Origin of the sequence: Pseudomonas vanderleydeniana (assembly GCF_014268755.2) — a bacterium.
GTDB classification, from domain to species: domain Bacteria; phylum Pseudomonadota; class Gammaproteobacteria; order Pseudomonadales; family Pseudomonadaceae; genus Aquipseudomonas; species Aquipseudomonas vanderleydeniana.
Genome location: NZ_CP077093.1, coordinates 6,740,086 through 6,756,800 on the forward strand (window position 1 = coordinate 6,740,086; position 16,715 = coordinate 6,756,800).

Annotated in this window: 11 protein-coding genes; 10 read left to right on the plus strand and 1 reads right to left on the minus strand. The window is 64.2% G+C overall.

Translation table 11 applies throughout. The features are described from left to right. Positions 1 to 93 precede the first annotated feature (93 nt). The 10 genes from betI to yccS all read left to right on the plus strand — a co-directional run bounded on the left by betI (position 94) and on the right by yccS (position 15,117). Positions 94 to 687 carry a transcriptional regulator BetI gene (gene betI / locus HU752_RS30350; protein WP_186684512.1) on the plus strand — a complete coding sequence of 198 codons (594 nt, stop codon included), beginning with the start codon at positions 94 to 96 and terminating at the stop codon, positions 685 to 687. A gap of 106 nt (positions 688 to 793) precedes the next feature. After that, a complete protein-coding gene (gene betB, locus HU752_RS30355) occupies positions 794 to 2,263 on the plus strand; it encodes a betaine-aldehyde dehydrogenase (protein ID WP_186684514.1) in 1,470 nt (489 codons plus the stop codon). Positions 2,264 to 2,481: 218 nt separating this feature from the next. Continuing rightward, complete coding sequence (betA, locus tag HU752_RS30360; RefSeq protein WP_186684521.1) at positions 2,482 to 4,182, plus strand: choline dehydrogenase; 1,701 nt, start codon at positions 2,482 to 2,484, stop codon at positions 4,180 to 4,182. Between the two features lie 311 nt (positions 4,183 to 4,493). Beyond that, positions 4,494 to 5,936, plus strand: coding sequence for a TldD/PmbA family protein (locus HU752_RS30365; protein ID WP_186684523.1), 1,443 nt, complete (start codon positions 4,494 to 4,496; stop codon positions 5,934 to 5,936). Beyond that, on the plus strand, positions 5,936 to 7,258 hold the full coding sequence (locus HU752_RS30370) for a TldD/PmbA family protein (RefSeq protein ID WP_186684525.1): 1,323 nt from the start codon (positions 5,936 to 5,938) through the stop codon (positions 7,256 to 7,258). The genes HU752_RS30365 and HU752_RS30370 overlap by 1 nt, the downstream gene beginning before the upstream one ends. A gap of 280 nt (positions 7,259 to 7,538) precedes the next feature. After that, a complete protein-coding gene (locus tag HU752_RS30375; protein WP_186684527.1) occupies positions 7,539 to 8,417 on the plus strand; it encodes an alpha/beta fold hydrolase in 879 nt (292 codons plus the stop codon). Between the two features lie 34 nt (positions 8,418 to 8,451). After that, a complete protein-coding gene (mdtD, locus tag HU752_RS30380; RefSeq protein ID WP_186684529.1) occupies positions 8,452 to 9,882 on the plus strand; it encodes a multidrug transporter subunit MdtD in 1,431 nt (476 codons plus the stop codon). Positions 9,883 to 10,135: 253 nt separating this feature from the next. Continuing rightward, positions 10,136 to 11,521, plus strand: a complete 1,386-nt coding sequence (gene dbpA, locus HU752_RS30385) for an ATP-dependent RNA helicase DbpA (protein ID WP_186684531.1) — start codon at positions 10,136 to 10,138, stop codon at positions 11,519 to 11,521. A 52-nt stretch (positions 11,522 to 11,573) separates the two neighbouring features. Next, positions 11,574 to 12,752, plus strand: coding sequence for a BaiN/RdsA family NAD(P)/FAD-dependent oxidoreductase (locus tag HU752_RS30390; protein WP_186684533.1), 1,179 nt, complete (start codon positions 11,574 to 11,576; stop codon positions 12,750 to 12,752). A gap of 172 nt (positions 12,753 to 12,924) precedes the next feature. Continuing rightward, positions 12,925 to 15,117 carry a YccS family putative transporter gene (gene yccS, locus HU752_RS30395; protein ID WP_186684535.1) on the plus strand — a complete coding sequence of 731 codons (2,193 nt, stop codon included), beginning with the start codon at positions 12,925 to 12,927 and terminating at the stop codon, positions 15,115 to 15,117. 291 nt (positions 15,118 to 15,408) lie between these two features. On the opposite strand, the gene HU752_RS30400 is transcribed toward yccS, so the two are convergent. Next, entirely contained in the window at positions 15,409 to 16,146 is a 738-nt protein-coding gene (locus HU752_RS30400) for a substrate-binding periplasmic protein (protein WP_186684537.1), read from the minus strand. Between the last annotated feature and the right edge of the window lie 569 nt (positions 16,147 to 16,715).

The window sequence follows — 16,715 nt, forward strand, 5'->3', positions numbered from 1 at the left end:
TTTGTTGATTGAACGTTCAATCAAAACAAAATAGACTGGCCCCATGCCGGTAGCCGTGACACGTCTGCCGGAGGGCCTAAGGAGAGCTGCACGATGCCCAAGGTCGGTATGCAACCCATACGCCGCCAGCAATTGATCGAAGCCACCCTGCAGGCCGTCGATCAGGTCGGAATGGGGGACGCCAGCATTGCGCTGATTGCCCGTCTGGCCGGTGTCTCGAATGGCATCATCAGTCACTACTTTCAGGACAAGAACGGCCTGATCGCTGCCACGATGCAGTACCTGATGAATGCCCTCAGCGAGAACGTCGCCACGCGCCGCCAGGCGTTGGCAGATGGCAGCCCACGGGCGCATCTGCAGGTGATCATCGAAGGCAACTTCGACGCCAGCCAGGTCAATGGCCCTGCAATGAAAACCTGGCTGGCCTTCTGGGCCGCCAGCATGCACCACCCGTCTTTGCACAGGTTGCAGCGGATCAACGATCACCGCCTGTATTCCAACCTGTGCTACCAGTTCCGTCGCGTCCTGCCGGTTTCCACGGCACGTAGCGCGGCAAGGGGACTGGCAGCGTTGATCGACGGTTTGTGGTTGCGCGGCGCGCTGTCGGGAGACGCTTTCGACACCGCGCAGGCGCAACGGATTGCTTACGAATACATGGATTTGCAACTGGCGAAACAGGAGCGCTAGAGCACAGAGAACCGCTCGGCCCCTGAACGACTGTCGACCGGCGTTGCCATAGATTCATGGCGCGCCCGGCGGTCACGTCAATCACTCATGCACTTGCGAGGACACTATGGCCCGTTTCGAACTGCAAAAACTCTACATTGACGGCGGCTACACCGACGCGGGCAGCGATGCCACGTTCGATGCCATCAACCCGGCTAACGGTGAAGTTCTCGCCAAAGTGCAGCGTGCGACGAAGGAAGACGTCGAGCGCGCCGTGGTCAGTGCCGAGAAAGGCCAGAAGATCTGGGCCGCCATGACCGCCATGGAGCGTTCGCGCATCCTGCGTCGCGCCGTGGAGATCCTGCGTGAGCGCAACGACGAACTGGCCGTGCTGGAAACCCTGGACACCGGCAAGGCCTACTCCGAAACCCGTTATGTCGACATCGTCACCGGTGCCGACGTACTGGAATACTACGCGGGCCTGGTTCCGGCGATCGAAGGCGAGCAGATTCCGCTGCGCACCACGTCGTTCGTCTACACCCGCCGCGAACCACTGGGCGTGGTCGCCGGTATCGGCGCCTGGAACTACCCGATCCAGATCGCCCTGTGGAAATCCGCCCCGGCCCTGGCCGCCGGTAACGCGATGATCTTCAAGCCGAGCGAAGTCACCTCGCTGACCACCCTGAAGCTGGCCGAGATCTACACCGAAGCCGGCCTGCCTGCCGGCGTGTTCAACGTCCTGACCGGCAGTGGCCGCGAAGTCGGCACCTGGCTGACCGAGCACCCGCGCATCGAGAAAGTCTCCTTCACCGGCGGCACCGACACCGGCAAGAAGGTCATGGCCAGCGCCTCCAGCTCGTCGCTCAAGGACGTGACCATGGAACTGGGCGGCAAGTCGCCACTGATCATCTTCGACGACGCCGACCTGGATCGCGCCGCCGATACCGCGATGATGGCCAACTTCTACAGCTCCGGCCAGGTCTGCACCAACGGTACCCGCGTGTTCGTACCGAGCCACCTGAAAGCCGCCTTCGAAGCCAAGATCGTCGAGCGCGTCGCCCGCATCCGCGTCGGCAACCCGGAAGACGAGAACACCAACTTCGGTCCGCTGGTCAGCTTCGCCCACATGGAAAGCGTGCTGGGCTACATCGCCAAGGGCAAGGAAGAAGGTGCCCGCCTGCTGTGCGGCGGCGAGCGCCTGGGTGGCGAGTTCGCCAACGGTGCCTATGTCGCGCCCACCGTGTTCACCGACTGCACCGACGACATGACCATCGTCCGCGAGGAAATCTTCGGCCCGGTGATGAGCATCCTCACCTACGAGACCGAGGAAGAAGTGATCCGTCGTGCCAACGACACCGACTTCGGCCTGGCCGCCGGCCTGGTGACCAAGGACCTGAACCGCGCCCACCGCGTGATTCACCAGCTCGAAGCCGGTATCTGCTGGATCAACGCCTGGGGCGAATCCGACGCGAAGATGCCGGTCGGTGGCTACAAGCAGTCGGGCGTTGGCCGTGAGAACGGCATCAGTTCGCTGAACAACTTCACTCGCATCAAATCGGTTCAGGTCGAGCTGGGCGACTACGCCTCGGTGTTCTAAAACGCCGCGCCCCCTGAGTTGGCCCTCGTGGCGAGGGGGCTTGCCCCCGCTGGGCTGCCAGGCAGCCCCAACTCCAGGCACCGCGTCCATCCAGACAAACCCCGGTCGCAGACCTTGCGGCTGCTGCGCAGCCGAGCGGGAGCAAGCTCCCTCGCCACAATCGAGTGGCAGCCCGGCTGACGCGACCTGACCCACTTCAAAGAGAGGGAGTGCATTTCATGTCCCAAGAATACGACTACATCATCGTTGGTGCCGGTTCGGCCGGTAACACCATCGCCACCCGCCTGACCGAAGACGCCGGCGTCACCGTCCTGCTGCTCGAGGCCGGTGGCCCCGACTACCGCTTCGACTTCCGCACCCAGATGCCCGCCGCCCTGGCCTTCCCACTGCAGGGCCGGCGCTACAACTGGGCCTACGAGACCGATCCGGAGCCGCACATGGACGGCCGCCGCATGGAATGTGGCCGCGGCAAGGGCCTGGGCGGCTCCTCGCTGATCAACGGCATGTGCTACATCCGCGGCAACGCCATGGACTATGACGGCTGGGCCAAGCTGCCCGGCCTGGAAGACTGGAGCTACCTGGACTGCCTGCCGTATTTCCGCAAGGCGGAAACCCGTGACATCGGCCCCAACGACTACCACGGTGGCGAAGGCCCGGTCCGCGTGACCACGCCCAAGGCCGGCAACAACCCGCTGTTCCACGCCATGGTCGAGGCCGGTGTGCAGGCCGGCTACCCGCGCACCGAGGACCTCAACGGCTACCAGCAGGAAGGCTTCGGTCCGATGGACCGTACCGTCACGCCGAACGGCCGTCGCTCCAGCACCGCCCGCGGTTACCTGGATATCGCCAAGAAGCGCTCGACCCTGACCATCGTCACCCACGCCCTGACCGACAAGGTCCTGTTCGAAGGCAAGCGTGCCGTCGGCGTGCGTTACCTGGTGGGTTCGGCCGAAGAGCGCGTCGAAGCCCGTGCCCGCAAGGAAGTCATCGTCTGCAGTGGCGCGATCGCTTCGCCGCAACTGCTGCAACGTTCCGGCGTCGGCCCGCGCAAGCTGCTGGAAAGCCTGGATATCCCGGTGGTGCATGACCTGCCGGGCGTCGGCGAGAACCTGCAGGATCACCTCGAGCTGTACCTGCAGTACGCCTGCACCCAGCCGGTGTCGCTGTACCCATCGCTGCTGTGGTGGAACCAGCCGGCGATCGGTGCCGAATGGCTGTTCAACGGTACCGGTATCGGCGCCAGCAACCAGTTCGAGGCCGGCGGTTTCATCCGTACCCGCGAAGAGTTCGAATGGCCGAACATCCAGTATCACTTCCTGCCGGTCGCCATCAATTACAACGGCAGCAACGGCGTGAAGGAACACGGTTTCCAGGCGCACATGGGCTCGATGCGCTCGCCAAGTCGTGGCCGCGTGCAGCTCAAGTCCAAGGACCCACGCCAGCATCCGAGCATCCTGTTCAACTACATGGCTACCGAGCAGGACTGGCAGGAATTCCGCGACGGCATCCGCCTGACCCGCGAAATCATGGCCCAGCCGGCGCTGGACGCCTACCGGGGTCGTGAGATCAGCCCGGGGATCGAGGTGCAGACCGACGAGGAACTCGACAAGTTCATCCGTGAACACGCCGAGACCGCGTTCCACCCGTCCTGCTCGTGCAAGATGGGCACCGACGAGATGGCAGTGGTCGACGGCCAAGGGCGCGTGCATGGCATGCAGGGCCTGCGCGTGGTCGATGCGTCGATCATGCCGATCATCACCACCGGCAACCTGAACGCGCCGACGATCATGATCGCCGAGAAGATCGCCGACAAGATCCGTGGCCGCCAGCCGCTGCCACGCAGCACCGCGCCTTACCACGTGGCGGGCGACGCCCCGGTGCGGGGCAAGCCGTTGCGTGAAGTGAGCCACCCCGCGTAATCAGCCATACTGCGCTCTCACTTGTGGGAGCAGGATTTATCCGCGAAGCGATCTCGACATCGCCAAAAGCTTCGCGGATGAATCCGGCTCCCACAGCGTGGGAATGCCTCCCTGGACGCCCCGCGTCCGCTCTTGTGACGCAGAGCGTCACGGGCTGGGTTCCCACGCAGAGCGTGGGAACGATCATGCCCTCTGTCATCAGACATCCCCCGGCATTTTGTTTCACCGACTGGATTGCGCGCGCCTGACGCCGCACTATGACGGTCTTGGCGCAATGCGCCCCTGACCGACATGTCCAGGGAGGTTTCCTCATGTTCGACTTCCATCCCCAGCTCAAGCAGCACTTCGCTGCCTTGCGCACGGGTGCCGAATTCTTTTCGCTACGCTACGTCCGCCAGACCGGCCAATACCTGTCGGTGCGCAAGAATGTCCCGGAGCCCCCCAGCCTGAGCCGCGACGAAGGTGCGATGCTGACCGTCCGGGTCAACGGTGTCGAAGCCTATGCCGCCACCAACGACCTCTCCCGCCAGGGCCTGCAGGCCGCACTGCAACGGGCCGAGGAACAGGCCCGGCTGATCGCGCCCCACGCCCTGCTCGACCTGCGCCGGCAAGGCGTGTCCAGCGAACGGGGCGATTACTGCTCCCCACGGCTTGAACAGCCGTTTCCATCACTGAGCGATTGCTATGACCTGCTCGCGGCCGAGTCCTCTGCCGTCCCCAGGGACGAACGCCTGGTGAACTGGGAGGTCAGCCTCGGCGTGAGTCACGTCGAGCAGATCTACCTCAACAGCGCTGGCGCCGAGCTGCGCCAGGCCCAGCGTTTCGTCTTCCCCGGCCTGAGCGTCACCGCCTTCGACGGCATGGACAGCCAGACCCGCACCCTCGGCCGCGAGAACTTCGGCCAGCAGGGCAGCGCCGAGGTGCTCGGCCGCTCGGGGCTGATCGGCGCCGGGGCACGGGTCGCCGACCAGGCCCTGCAACTGCTGCTGGCGCCCAACACGCCGTCCGGGCCACGCGACCTGCTGCTGATGCCGGACCAGATGATCCTGCAGATCCACGAATCCATCGGCCACCCGCTGGAGCTGGACCGGATTCTCGGCGACGAGCGCAACTACGCCGGCACCAGCTTCGTCCAGGCCAGCGACTTCGGCCACCTGCAGTACGGTTCCAGCCTGCTCAACGTGACCTTCGACCCGGAGATACCCGAGCAACTGGCCAGTTACGCCCATGACGATGACGGCAGTGCCGCCCACAAGCAGTTCCTGATCCGCGAGGGTCTGCTGCTGCGCCCGCTGGGCGGTGCACTGTCGCAGTTCCGAGCCAGCCTCGACGGAGTCGCCAACAGCCGGGCCTGCAGTTGGAATCGGCCACCGATCGACCGCATGGCGAACCTCAACATCGAACCGGGTGACCAATCGTTCGAGCAACTGGTCGGCGGTATCGAAAACGGCATCCTGATGTCGACCAACCGCTCGTGGTCCATCGACGACGCGCGCAACAAGTTCCAGTTCGGCTGTGAATGGGGTCAGCTGATCGAGAACGGCGAACTCAAGGGGGTGGTCAAGAACCCCAATTACCGGGGTATTTCCGCGCAGTTCTGGCGCAACCTCAGCGCAGTCGGCGACGCCGGCACCTTCAAGGTCCTCGGTACGCCGAACTGCGGCAAGGGCGAACCCAACCAGGTGATCCGTGTCGGCCACGCCTCGCCGGCCTGCGTGTTCAGCCAAGTCGATGTCTTCGGAGGAGATGCCTGATGGACCACACTCATTTCCAGGCCCTGGTGGACTGGCTGCAGGCGAACCTGCAGGCCACCGAACGCTTCACCCTGGGCTACGCCGCCGAATCGTCCGAGTTCATCCGCTTCAACCATGGCCGTGTGCGCCAGGCCGGGCAGGTACAGCAGGCCAGCCTGAGCCTCAAGCTGATCGATGCCGGGCGCCATGCGGACCTGCAGATCACCCTCTGCGGCGAGCCCCAGCAGGACCGCCAACGCCTCGCCGACGGCCTGCAGCAATTGCGCGACACCCTGCCGCTGCTGCCCGCCGATCCCTACCTGTTGCTCAATCACACCGCCTGGCAAAGCCGTAGCGTGCAGGAGCAGCCATTGCCCGACAGCGCCCGGATACTGGAGGAGATCAGCCACGCCGCCACCGGTCTGGACCTGGTCGGCTTCTACGCCGCCGGCCCGATCAGCCGCGGCTTCGCCAGTTCGGACGGCGCCTTCGGCTGGCACCAGGCCAACAGTTTCAACTTCGACTGGAGCCTGTTCCACGAAAACGGCCAGGCGGTGAAGGCCAGCTATGCCGGTGACCACTGGGACAGCGACAGCTTCGCCCGACGCTTCCAGCAGGCTCGCGAGCAGTTGGCCTTCCTCAGCCGACCGCTGCGCACCCTGGCGCCCGGGCAATACCGGGCCTACCTCGCACCGGCAGCGCTCGAGGAAATCATGGGCATGCTCTGCTGGGGCGGTTTCTCGGCCCAGGCCATCGCCAGCAAGTACAGCCCACTGCAGAAGCTGTATGCCGGCGAGGCGTCGTTCCATCCACTGGTTTGGCTGGATGAGCAGGTCAGTGGCTCGCTGAGCCCGGCGTTCTCCAGCGAAGGCTACCCGCGCAGCGACCTGTCGCTGGTGGCCAAGGGCTCGGCCAGCGCGCGCATGGTCAGCTCGCGCAGCGCCGTCGAATATGGCCTGAGCGCCAACGGTGCGGACGGTGGCGAATACCCCAGCGCCCTGCAGATGCACGCCGGTCAACTCGCGCAGGCCGATATCCTCAAGGAACTGGGCACCGGCCTGTACATCAGCAACCTGTGGTACCTGAACTACTCGGACCAGTCGGCGGCCCGCATGACCGGCATGACCCGCTTCGCCACCTTCTGGGTGGAAAACGGCGAGATCCAGGCTCCGGTCAGCACCATGCGCTTCGATGACAGCGTCTACAGCCTGCTGGGCAGCGAGCTGCTGGCACTGACCGCCGAGCGTGAGCTGCTGCTCTCGGCCAGCACCTATGACCAGCGACAGACCGCCTCCAACCTGCTGCCCGGCGCCCTGATCGGCAAACTGACCCTCACGCTCTGAAGCGGCACCTGCAGGGTGGCTCGCCCCCTGCAGGAACAATCTCCCGCAAGCAGCAAAACCATCTCCCGCCGCCCTGGCGGAAACACCCGCACACCTATCCATTCAGACTGTTGTCCCGCCCGCACAGGCGCGCTATACATATCCCTTCAGCCGACACGGCATTAAAAAGCCACCACCCTCGTTCGTCCCCCGATCATAGATCCATCAGGCTTCACCCGCGATTTCGTTACTCAATGCCGCGTCTCTTTCATCCCCCGAAAGTGTTTTGCTGGAGTTTGATATGAATCATGGAAGCTTCGTCATCAACAACCTGTTCAGGCATTTCAATATCCACGTCGAGCGTCTCGGCGACGATCCCCGGCGCAACACCGTCCTGATGGTCAACGGCGCCCTGTCCACCACCTCTTCGTTCACCCGCACCAGCAAGTGCCTGGCCGAACACTTCAACGTACTGCTGTTCGACCTGCCCTTCGCTGGCCGCTCACAGGCCCACAACCCGGACCCCGGCCTGGTGACCAAGGACGACGAGGTGCAGATACTCCTGGCGCTGATCGAGCGCTTCGAGGTCAACCATCTGGTGTCAGCCTCCTGGGGTGGGATCTCCAGCCTGCTGGCCCTGGCCAGGAACCCGCCCCCCATCGAGAGTTCGGTGATCATGGCGCTAGCGCCCGACCTCAACCCACCGATGCTGGCCTACGTGCGGCGGGTACACGAACTGATCCAGGTCGACGACAAATCCGCCATCGGCCACCTCCTCAACGACACCGTCGGCCACTTCCTCCCTCCCCGCCTCAAGACCACCAACCACCATCACCTCGCCAACATGGCCAGCACCGAGTATCGCCAGGCACGCTTCCATATCGACCAGGTCCTGCAACTCGGTGATGGCAACTACCTGAAGTCACTCTCCAACATCCGCACCCCGGTGCACTTCATCAACGGCGCCAAGGACATCTACACCCCCGCCGAAGGCGCCCGGCAGTTCCAGCGACACATTCCCCATTGCAGCTTTTCGGTGGCCGAAGACACCGGTCACCTGCTCGACCTGGAGTCGCGGGTGGCGGCCGACAACGTACACAGGGCCCTGCTCGGCTTCCTGTTGAAGAAGGAGCAAACAGCACACCGACACAACGCTCAAGTACAAACCGATCAGGCATAATCAGGTCCATAGCCTGCTAACGAAGAGCCGTTCCATGCCCGACCGTGCCCCGCTGGATGCAACGACCGCTCGCTGGCTACCCTGGGTGGTAGCCATTGCCTTCTTCATGCAATCGCTCGACGGAACGATCCTCAACACCGCCCTGCCGGCCATGGCCCGCGACCTGGCGGAAAACCCCCTGCGCATGCAGGGCGTGGTGATCGCCTACATGCTCACCGTGGCCCTGCTGATCCCGGCCTCGGGCTGGATTGCCGACCGCTTCGGTACCCGGCGGGTGTTCTTCAGCGCCATCCTGCTGTTCAGCATCGGCTCACTGCTGTGTGCCCTGTCGAGCTCGCTGAACATGCTGGTCGGTGCCCGGGTGATCCAGGGCCTGGGCGGCTCGCTGATGCTGCCGGTCGGGCGACTGGTGGTGCTGCGCGCCTACCCGCGCTCGGAGCTGGTACGGATCATGGGTTTCATCACCATCCCCGGCCTGCTGGGCCCGCTGATCGGGCCGACCATGGGCGGCTGGATGGTGCAGTTCCTGACCTGGCACTGGATCTTCCTGATCAACCTGCCGGTGGGGCTGGTCGGCTGCTATGCGGTGTGGAAGTTCATCCCCGACCTGCGCGGCAGCGAACGCACCCGTTTCGACAGCCTGGGCTTCGTGCTGTTCGGTGCGGCGATGCTGCTGATCACCATCGCCATGGAGGGCCTGGGCGAGTTGCAACTGCCGCACCTGCGGGTGATGTTGCTGCTGTTCGCCGGCCTGGCCTGCCTGGCGGCCTACTGGCTGCGCGCCGGGCACATCGACAACCCGCTGTTCTCCCCCTCGCTGTTCAAGACCCGGACCTTCGCCGTGGGCATCCTCGGCAACCTGTTCGCCCGCCTGGGCAGCGGCGCCCTGCCGTTCCTGGTGCCGTTGCTGCTGCAGGTGGCGCTGGGCTATTCGCCGTCCGAGGCCGGCATGAGCATGTTGCCGCTGGCGGGCGCGGCGATGTTCGCCAAGTCGATCGCCCGGCCGCTGATCGAACGCCTGGGCTACCGCATCGTGCTCACCGGCAACACCCTGGCGCTGGGCGTGATGCTCGCGGCCCTGGGCCTGGTCACCGAGCACACGCCCTACCCGTTGCTGCTGGTGATGCTGGCGATCGCCGGGGCGATCAACTCGCTGCAGTTCACCGCGATGAACACCGTGACCCTGATCGATCTCGACGACAAGGCGGCCAGCAGCGGCAACAGCCTGCTGTCGGTAGTGGCACAACTGTCGCTGAGCCTTGGCGTGGCCTGTGCCGGGGCACTGCTCGGCGGCTTCACGGCGGCGATCGGCAACGATGGGGTGGAAACGGTGCTGGGGGCGTTCCAACTGACCTTCCTCACGGTGGGTATCATGGCGATGCTCGCTGCGGCGATCTTCCTGCAACTGTCACCGCAGGACGGGCGCCGGGCGCGGGCGGTGCAGGAGCAGCACATCGAGCACTGATCCATGATGATCGTTCCCACGCTCCGCGTGGGAGCGCAGCCCGTGACGCTCGGCGTCACAAGTGCGGACGCTGAGCGTCCAGAGAGACATTCCCACGCCGAGCGTGGGAACGATCGGTATCAGTGAATCCCGCAGATATCGCGGGAATCCTCTGATATGGATGAGGATATTTGGCTACTTTTCGTCCAGAAATTACGGATTGACGGGGCGGGACTGATACACTGCGCCACATTTTGTTTTGCAGGCCTGTCCCGTGACCACCATTGCCACCGCTTTCAACTCGTTGCCCCTGTCCGCCGCCATGCTGGCTAACCTGGAGTCCCTCGGTTATGCGCAGATGACGCCGATCCAGGCGCAGAGCCTGCCGGTGATGCTCAAGGGCATGGACCTGATCGCCCAGGCCAAGACCGGCAGCGGCAAGACCGCCGCCTTCGGCATCGGCCTGTTGAACCCGATTAACCCGCGCTTCTTCGGTTGCCAGGCACTGGTGATCTGCCCGACCCGCGAGCTGGCCGACCAGGTCGCCAAGGAAATCCGCCGCCTGGCCCGCGCCGAAGACAACATCAAGGTGCTGACTCTGTGCGGCGGCGTGCCCTTCGGCCCGCAGATCGCCTCGCTGGAACACGGCGCGCACATCATCGTCGGCACGCCGGGGCGTATCCAGCAGCATCTGGACAAGGGCACCCTGGTCCTGCGCGGCCTCAACACCCTGGTGCTCGACGAAGCCGACCGCATGCTCGACATGGGCTTTTACGACGCCATCGAAGCGATCATCGCCCAGACCCCGGAGCGCCGGCAGACCCTGCTGTTCTCCGCCACCTACCCGGCCGGGATCAAGCAGCTGGCGGCCAAGTTCATGCGCGATCCGCAGCAGGTCAAGGTGGAGACGCTCCACACCGACAACCAGATCGAACAACGCTTCTTCGAAGTCGATCCGCAGCAACGCCTGGATGCCGTGGTGAAGGTGCTCAACCACTATCGCCCGCAGTCGTGCGTGGCCTTCTGCTTCACCAAGCAGCAGGTGCAGGAAACCGTCGACCTGCTGAGCGCCAAGGGCATCTGCGCGGTCGGCCTGCACGGCGACCTGGAGCAGCGCGACCGTGACCAGGTCCTGGCGATGTTCGCCAACCGCAGTACCTCGGTGCTGGTCGCCACCGACGTGGCCGCACGCGGCCTGGATATCGATGCCCTGGACATGGTGATCAACGTCGAACTGGCCCGTGACGCGGAGATTCACATCCACCGCGTCGGCCGCACCGGCCGGGCCGGCGAGAAAGGGATCGCGGTCAGCCTGGTGTCACCGTCCGAAGCGCATCGGGCGCGGGCGATCGAGGAGCTGCAGAAATCGCCGCTGCTGTGGGAGCAACTCGACAACCTCAAGTCCAAGGGCGGCGGCCCGTTGCTGCCGACCATGAGCACCCTGTGCATCGCCGCCGGGCGCAAGGACAAGGTGCGTCCGGGCGACATCCTCGGCGCCCTGACCGGCGATGCCGGTATTCCCGGCGCCCAGGTCGGCAAGATCGCCATCTTCGATTTCCAGGCCTACGTGGCGGTGGAGCGCGGTATCGCCAAGCAGGCCCTGCAACGCCTGAACAGCGGCAAGATCAAGGGCCGTTCGCTGCGCGTGCGGATTCTCTGATCCGCGTCCCACCCAATCCCCCACCAGCCAGAAATCGAGTGAGGACAGCGTTTTGCGCTCTACTGAAGTTGTGATCATCGGCGCCGGTGCCGCCGGCCTGATGTGTGCCTTTACCGCCGCCGCCCGTGGCCGCCAGGTGCTGCTGCTCGACCACGCCAACAAGGCCGGCAAGAAGATCCTGATGTCCGGCGGCGGACGCTGCAACTTCACCAACCTGTACACCGAGCCGGGCAACTTCCTCTCGCAGAACCCGCATTTCTGCAAGTCGGCGCTGGCCCGCTACACCCAGTGGGATTTCATCGCGATGGTGGCCAAGCATGGCGTGCCCTATCACGAGAAGAAGCTCGGCCAGCTGTTCTGCGACAACAAGTCCAGCGACATCCTCGGCATGCTCCTGGACGAATGCGAGCAGGCTGGCGTCAACCTGCACCTGGACACCTCGATCCAGCAGATCGAGAAACTGGAAAACGGCTACCTGCTGCAGACCAGCCTCGACCAGATCACCTGCCAGTCGCTGGTGATCGCCACCGGCGGGTTGTCGATTCCGACCCTCGGCGCCACCGGCTTCGGCTACCAGGTCGCCAGGCAATTCGGCCACCAGGTGTTACCGACCCGTGCAGGGCTGGTGCCCTTTACCATTACCGATCAACTCAAGGCGCTGTGCACGGAACTGTCGGGGACTTCGGTCGACTGCCTGGTGAGCTGCAACGACCAGGGCTTCCGGGAGAACATCCTGTTCACCCACCGCGGCCTCAGCGGCCCGGCGATCCTGCAGGTGTCCTCGTTCTGGCAACCCGGGGACACGGTGCACATCAACCTGCTGCCGGACCACGATGCGCTGCAGTGGCTGCAACAGCAGCAGGCCGAACGGCCCAACAGCGAGCTGAAAACCCTGCTGGGCGAAATCTTCACCAAGAAGATGGCCAATCTGCTGGCCGAACACTGGTTCGTGTCCAAGCCGATGAAGCAGTACACCCCGGCGGAACTGGCCGAGGTCGCGGGCAAGCTTGGCGACTGGCAGGTGATTCCGGCCGGAACCGAGGGTTATCGCACCGCCGAGGTCACGCTGGGTGGGGTCGATACCCGCGAGGTGTCGTCCAAGACCATGGAATCGCTGAAGAGCCCGGGGCTGTACTTCGTCGGTGAAGTGCTGGATGTCAGCGGCCATCTGGGCGGATTCAACTTCCAGTGGGCCTGGGCTTCGGGCTACGCAGCGGCACAGTTTGCCTGAAGCCTTTGCGCAAGCGCCGGGTTAGCGCGGGCTACCCGGGAACCGTACGACTGCCAAGCGTTCAATAGACACGCCCGGAACAAATTTTGCTTTGCTTCCATGTGGCGCCATTGTATCGCCACCCGTCTATACCCAACTACAGATCAACCGCTTGGCAGGCTCTCACACCTTCATGGCATCGACCTCGTTCAACCAGTCCCTGCGCCGCCTCTGGGCCCTGGACAAATTCAGCTATAGCGTCCGGGTGTTCATCGCCCTGACCGGCATCATGACCCTGTGCTGGGCACAGAACGAAATGAAGTTGCTGATCCCGTTGTTCCTCGGGGTCATCGCCTGCGCCCTGGCCGAAACCGACGACAGCTGGCAGGGCCGTCTCAACGCGCTGGCCGTGACCCTGGTGTGTTTCAGCGTCGCCGCCTTTTCGGTCGAGCTGCTGTTCCCCTATCCCTGGATATTCGTGATAGCCATGGCCCTGGCCGCCTTCGGCCTGACCATGCTCGGCGCATTGGGCGAGCGCTACGGCGCGATCGCCTCGGCGACCCTGATCCTCTCGGTCTACACCATGATCGGCGTGGACCAGCGCGGTGGCGAGGTCACCAACCTCTGGCACGAGCCCCTGCTGCTGGTCGCCGGCGCCGCCTGGTACGGCGTGCTCTCGGTCCTGTGGCAGGCGATGTTCTCCAACCAGCCGGTGCAACAAAGCCTGGCCAAGCTGTTTCGCGAGCTGGGCTACTACCTCAAGCTCAAGTCGTCGCTGTTCGAACCGATCCGCCAGATGGACGTGGAAGCCCGGCGCCTGGAGCTGGCCCGGCAGAACGGCCGGGTGGTCGCGGCGCTGAACACCGCCAAGGAAATCATCCTGCACCGGGTCGGCAACGGCCGACCGGGCTCGAAGGTCAGCCGCTACCTGAAGCTGTATTTCCTGGCCCAGGACATCCACGAACGCGCCAGCTCCTCGCACTACCCATACAACGCCCTGGCCGAAGCCTTCTTCCACAGCGACGTGCTGTTCCGTTGCCAGCGCCTGCTGCGCCAGCAAGGCAAGGCCTGCCGGGAGCTGGCGGCCTCGATCCAGTTGCGTCAGCCGTTCGTCTACGACGCCAGCTTCGCCGAAGCCCTGGGCGACCTGCACGCCTCGATGGAGCACCTGCGCATCCAGAGCAACCCGGCCTGGCGTGGCCTGCTGCGCTCGTTGCGGGCCCTGGCGGCGAACCTCAGCACCCTGGACCGCCTGCTCAGCGCCGCGAGCAACCCCGACAGTCTGGCCGACGCTACCGACAGCAGCCTGCTGGATCGGTCGCCACGCAATTTCAAGGACGTGCTGACGCGCCTGCGCACCCAGCTGACGCCGACCTCGCTGCTGTTCCGCCATGCCCTGCGCCTGCCGCTGGCGTTGAGCGTCGGCTACGGCATGGTGCACCTGGTGCACCCGTCCCAGGGCTATTGGATCATCCTCACCACCCTGTTCGTCTGCCAGCCGAACTACGGCGCCACGCGACGCAAGCTCGGCCAGCGGATCATCGGCACCGCCTTCGGCCTGACCGCCGCCTGGGCGTTGTTCGACCTGTTCCCCAGCCCGCTGATCCAGGCGTTCTTCACCATCGCCGCCGGCCTGGTGTTCTTCATCAACCGCACCACCCGCTACACCCTGGCAACGGCGGCCATGACCCTGATGGTGCTGTTCTGCTTCAACCAGGTGGGCGACGGCTACGGGCTGTTCCTGCCGCGCCTGCTCGATACCCTGCTGGGCAGCCTGATCGCCGGCCTGGCGGTATTCCTGTTCCTGCCGGACTGGCAGGGGCGGCGCCTGAACAAGGTGCTGGCCAATACCTTGAGCTGCAACAGCCTGTACCTGCGCCAGGTGATGCAGCAGTACGGCCAGGGCAAGAGCGACGACCTGGCCTACCGCCTGGCCCGCCGCAACGCCCACAACGCCGATGCGGCGCTGTCGACCACGTTGGCGAACATGCTGATGGAGCCGGGGCATTTCCGTAAGGAAGCCGACGTCGGCTTCCGCTTCCTGGTGCTGTCGCACACCCTGCTCAGCTACCTCTCCGGGCTCGGTGCGCATCGCGAGAACCAGTTGCCGGCGGAAGTCCGCGATCACCTGATCAATGGCGTCGGCGCGACGCTGGCCGCCAGCATCGACCAGATCGCCACGGGGCTGGCGAACAAGACCGCCATCGAGGTCCAGAGCGACGCCGAAGAAGCCTTGGCCAACGAGCTGGAGCAGATGCCGGAGGAAATCGATGAGATCCAGCGCCTGGTACAGACCCAGCTGGCGCTGATCTGCCGTCAACTGGGGCCACTGCGCACACTGGCCGCGCACCTGATCAAGGGCCCGGAAGAACAGCCCACGGTATAACGGCACCGCGAGCTTTGGCTTTTGATCTGCCAGCCCCGTTCCCAGCAGGCTGAGTGGAGGTTCTGTTTCGAGAGTCGCCCGGCAGGGATGCCGGGCGAGCCGTGGATGGCCCGTCACGGCGTGCTCTCGAAACAGAACCGGAGCGAAGGAACCCCTCGCGCAGCGAGGGGCCAATGGAGGGGCTAGACCTTTTGGTTCCTTTTGGGGCGTTTGCCAAAAGGAACTCGCCCGTAAAGGGCGAAACAGAGACATCAGCTAAACGCGCAAACGGATATACACACCGCCCAGAAATCACATTCCATGCAACTTGAGCAACCGCTGATAACTCCCATCCGCCTTCATCGCCGCAATCTCCCGATCGAACCCCGCCACGATCTGCGCATGTTGCGGATTCTGCAGACTGACCAGGATATGCAGCCCATTCTCGGATAGCGGCTTGGGCAGGAACTCCACCGCATCGCGCACTTCAGGCGGCTCCCGGCTGAGGTAGTAGCGCGCCACGAATTCATCCTCCAGCGTCAGCTTCACCCGCTCCGCCGCCAGCATGCGCACGGCCAGGGCAAAGTTGTGCACCGGCACCTTCTGCAGGCGCGGGTCCGACTCGAACTCGCTGGAATAGGCATAGTCGCGCACCACCGCAATCGGGTAGTCGTGCAGTTGCTGCAGGTTGTCGTAGGTGATCGGCGAACCCTTGTGCCGGAGGAACATCACCCGGTTCATCAGGTATTCGCTGGAAAACTGCCCCAGCAGGGTCCTGTCCTTGCTGTACCAGGCATTGACCAGGACATCGTAGCGCCCCTCACCCACGCCCTTGAGTGCCCGCGCCCAGGGCACCTGTTCGAACTCGCTGGCATAGCCGGCACGAGCCAGGGCCGTGCTGACGATGTCGGTCGCCAGGCCGCCATTGACCAGGCCCGCATCGGTGAACGGTGGCCAGGTATCGGCCACCAGCCGGAGTTTTTCCGCGGCCACGCCCTGTGCGAGCAACAACAATCCAAGCAAGGCAAAAGCTCGATGCAGTCGCGACATGCCAAAGATCCTTAGCGGGCGGGGCTGCCCTGCAGAATTGAAGCGAAGCAGAGAGGCTGGAAGAAAGCAACTGGCCATCTCCCTGTTCCTAACAGTAGCTCATTCGCATCCAGGCAAACGCCCTGTCGGGCAGATTACACAAACATGACGAAGCCGGGCAACGCGCCACGGGCGGCAACAGTGTTCACCCGGTTGGCGGCCTGGTACAAGCCGCTTAGTATCGATAACGGATATTCGAACAAGAGTGAGTGAAATGAGCATCGACTGGATCTGCAAGCACCACAGCGACAGTAAGAATGTACTGGCCAGTGTTCTCGTATGGTCTGACTCACACAGCGATAGACCGATGATGGATGATCTGGTCGTGAAGTGTCCCGCGTGGCCTGACCCACACTCCGATCGACCCTTGTGTCTTTCCCTGGACCTGTCGACCATCCGGGAACACTGCACGTCAAGGTGACCGCCTTGCCGATACATGTGACCCAAGAAGGGCCTGACGCCACGTCACTTTACTGTCTTGTCCAGGTGTCCGGTTGGAGCGGTTCAGTTCGTGCTCGGCGAATCGGAGC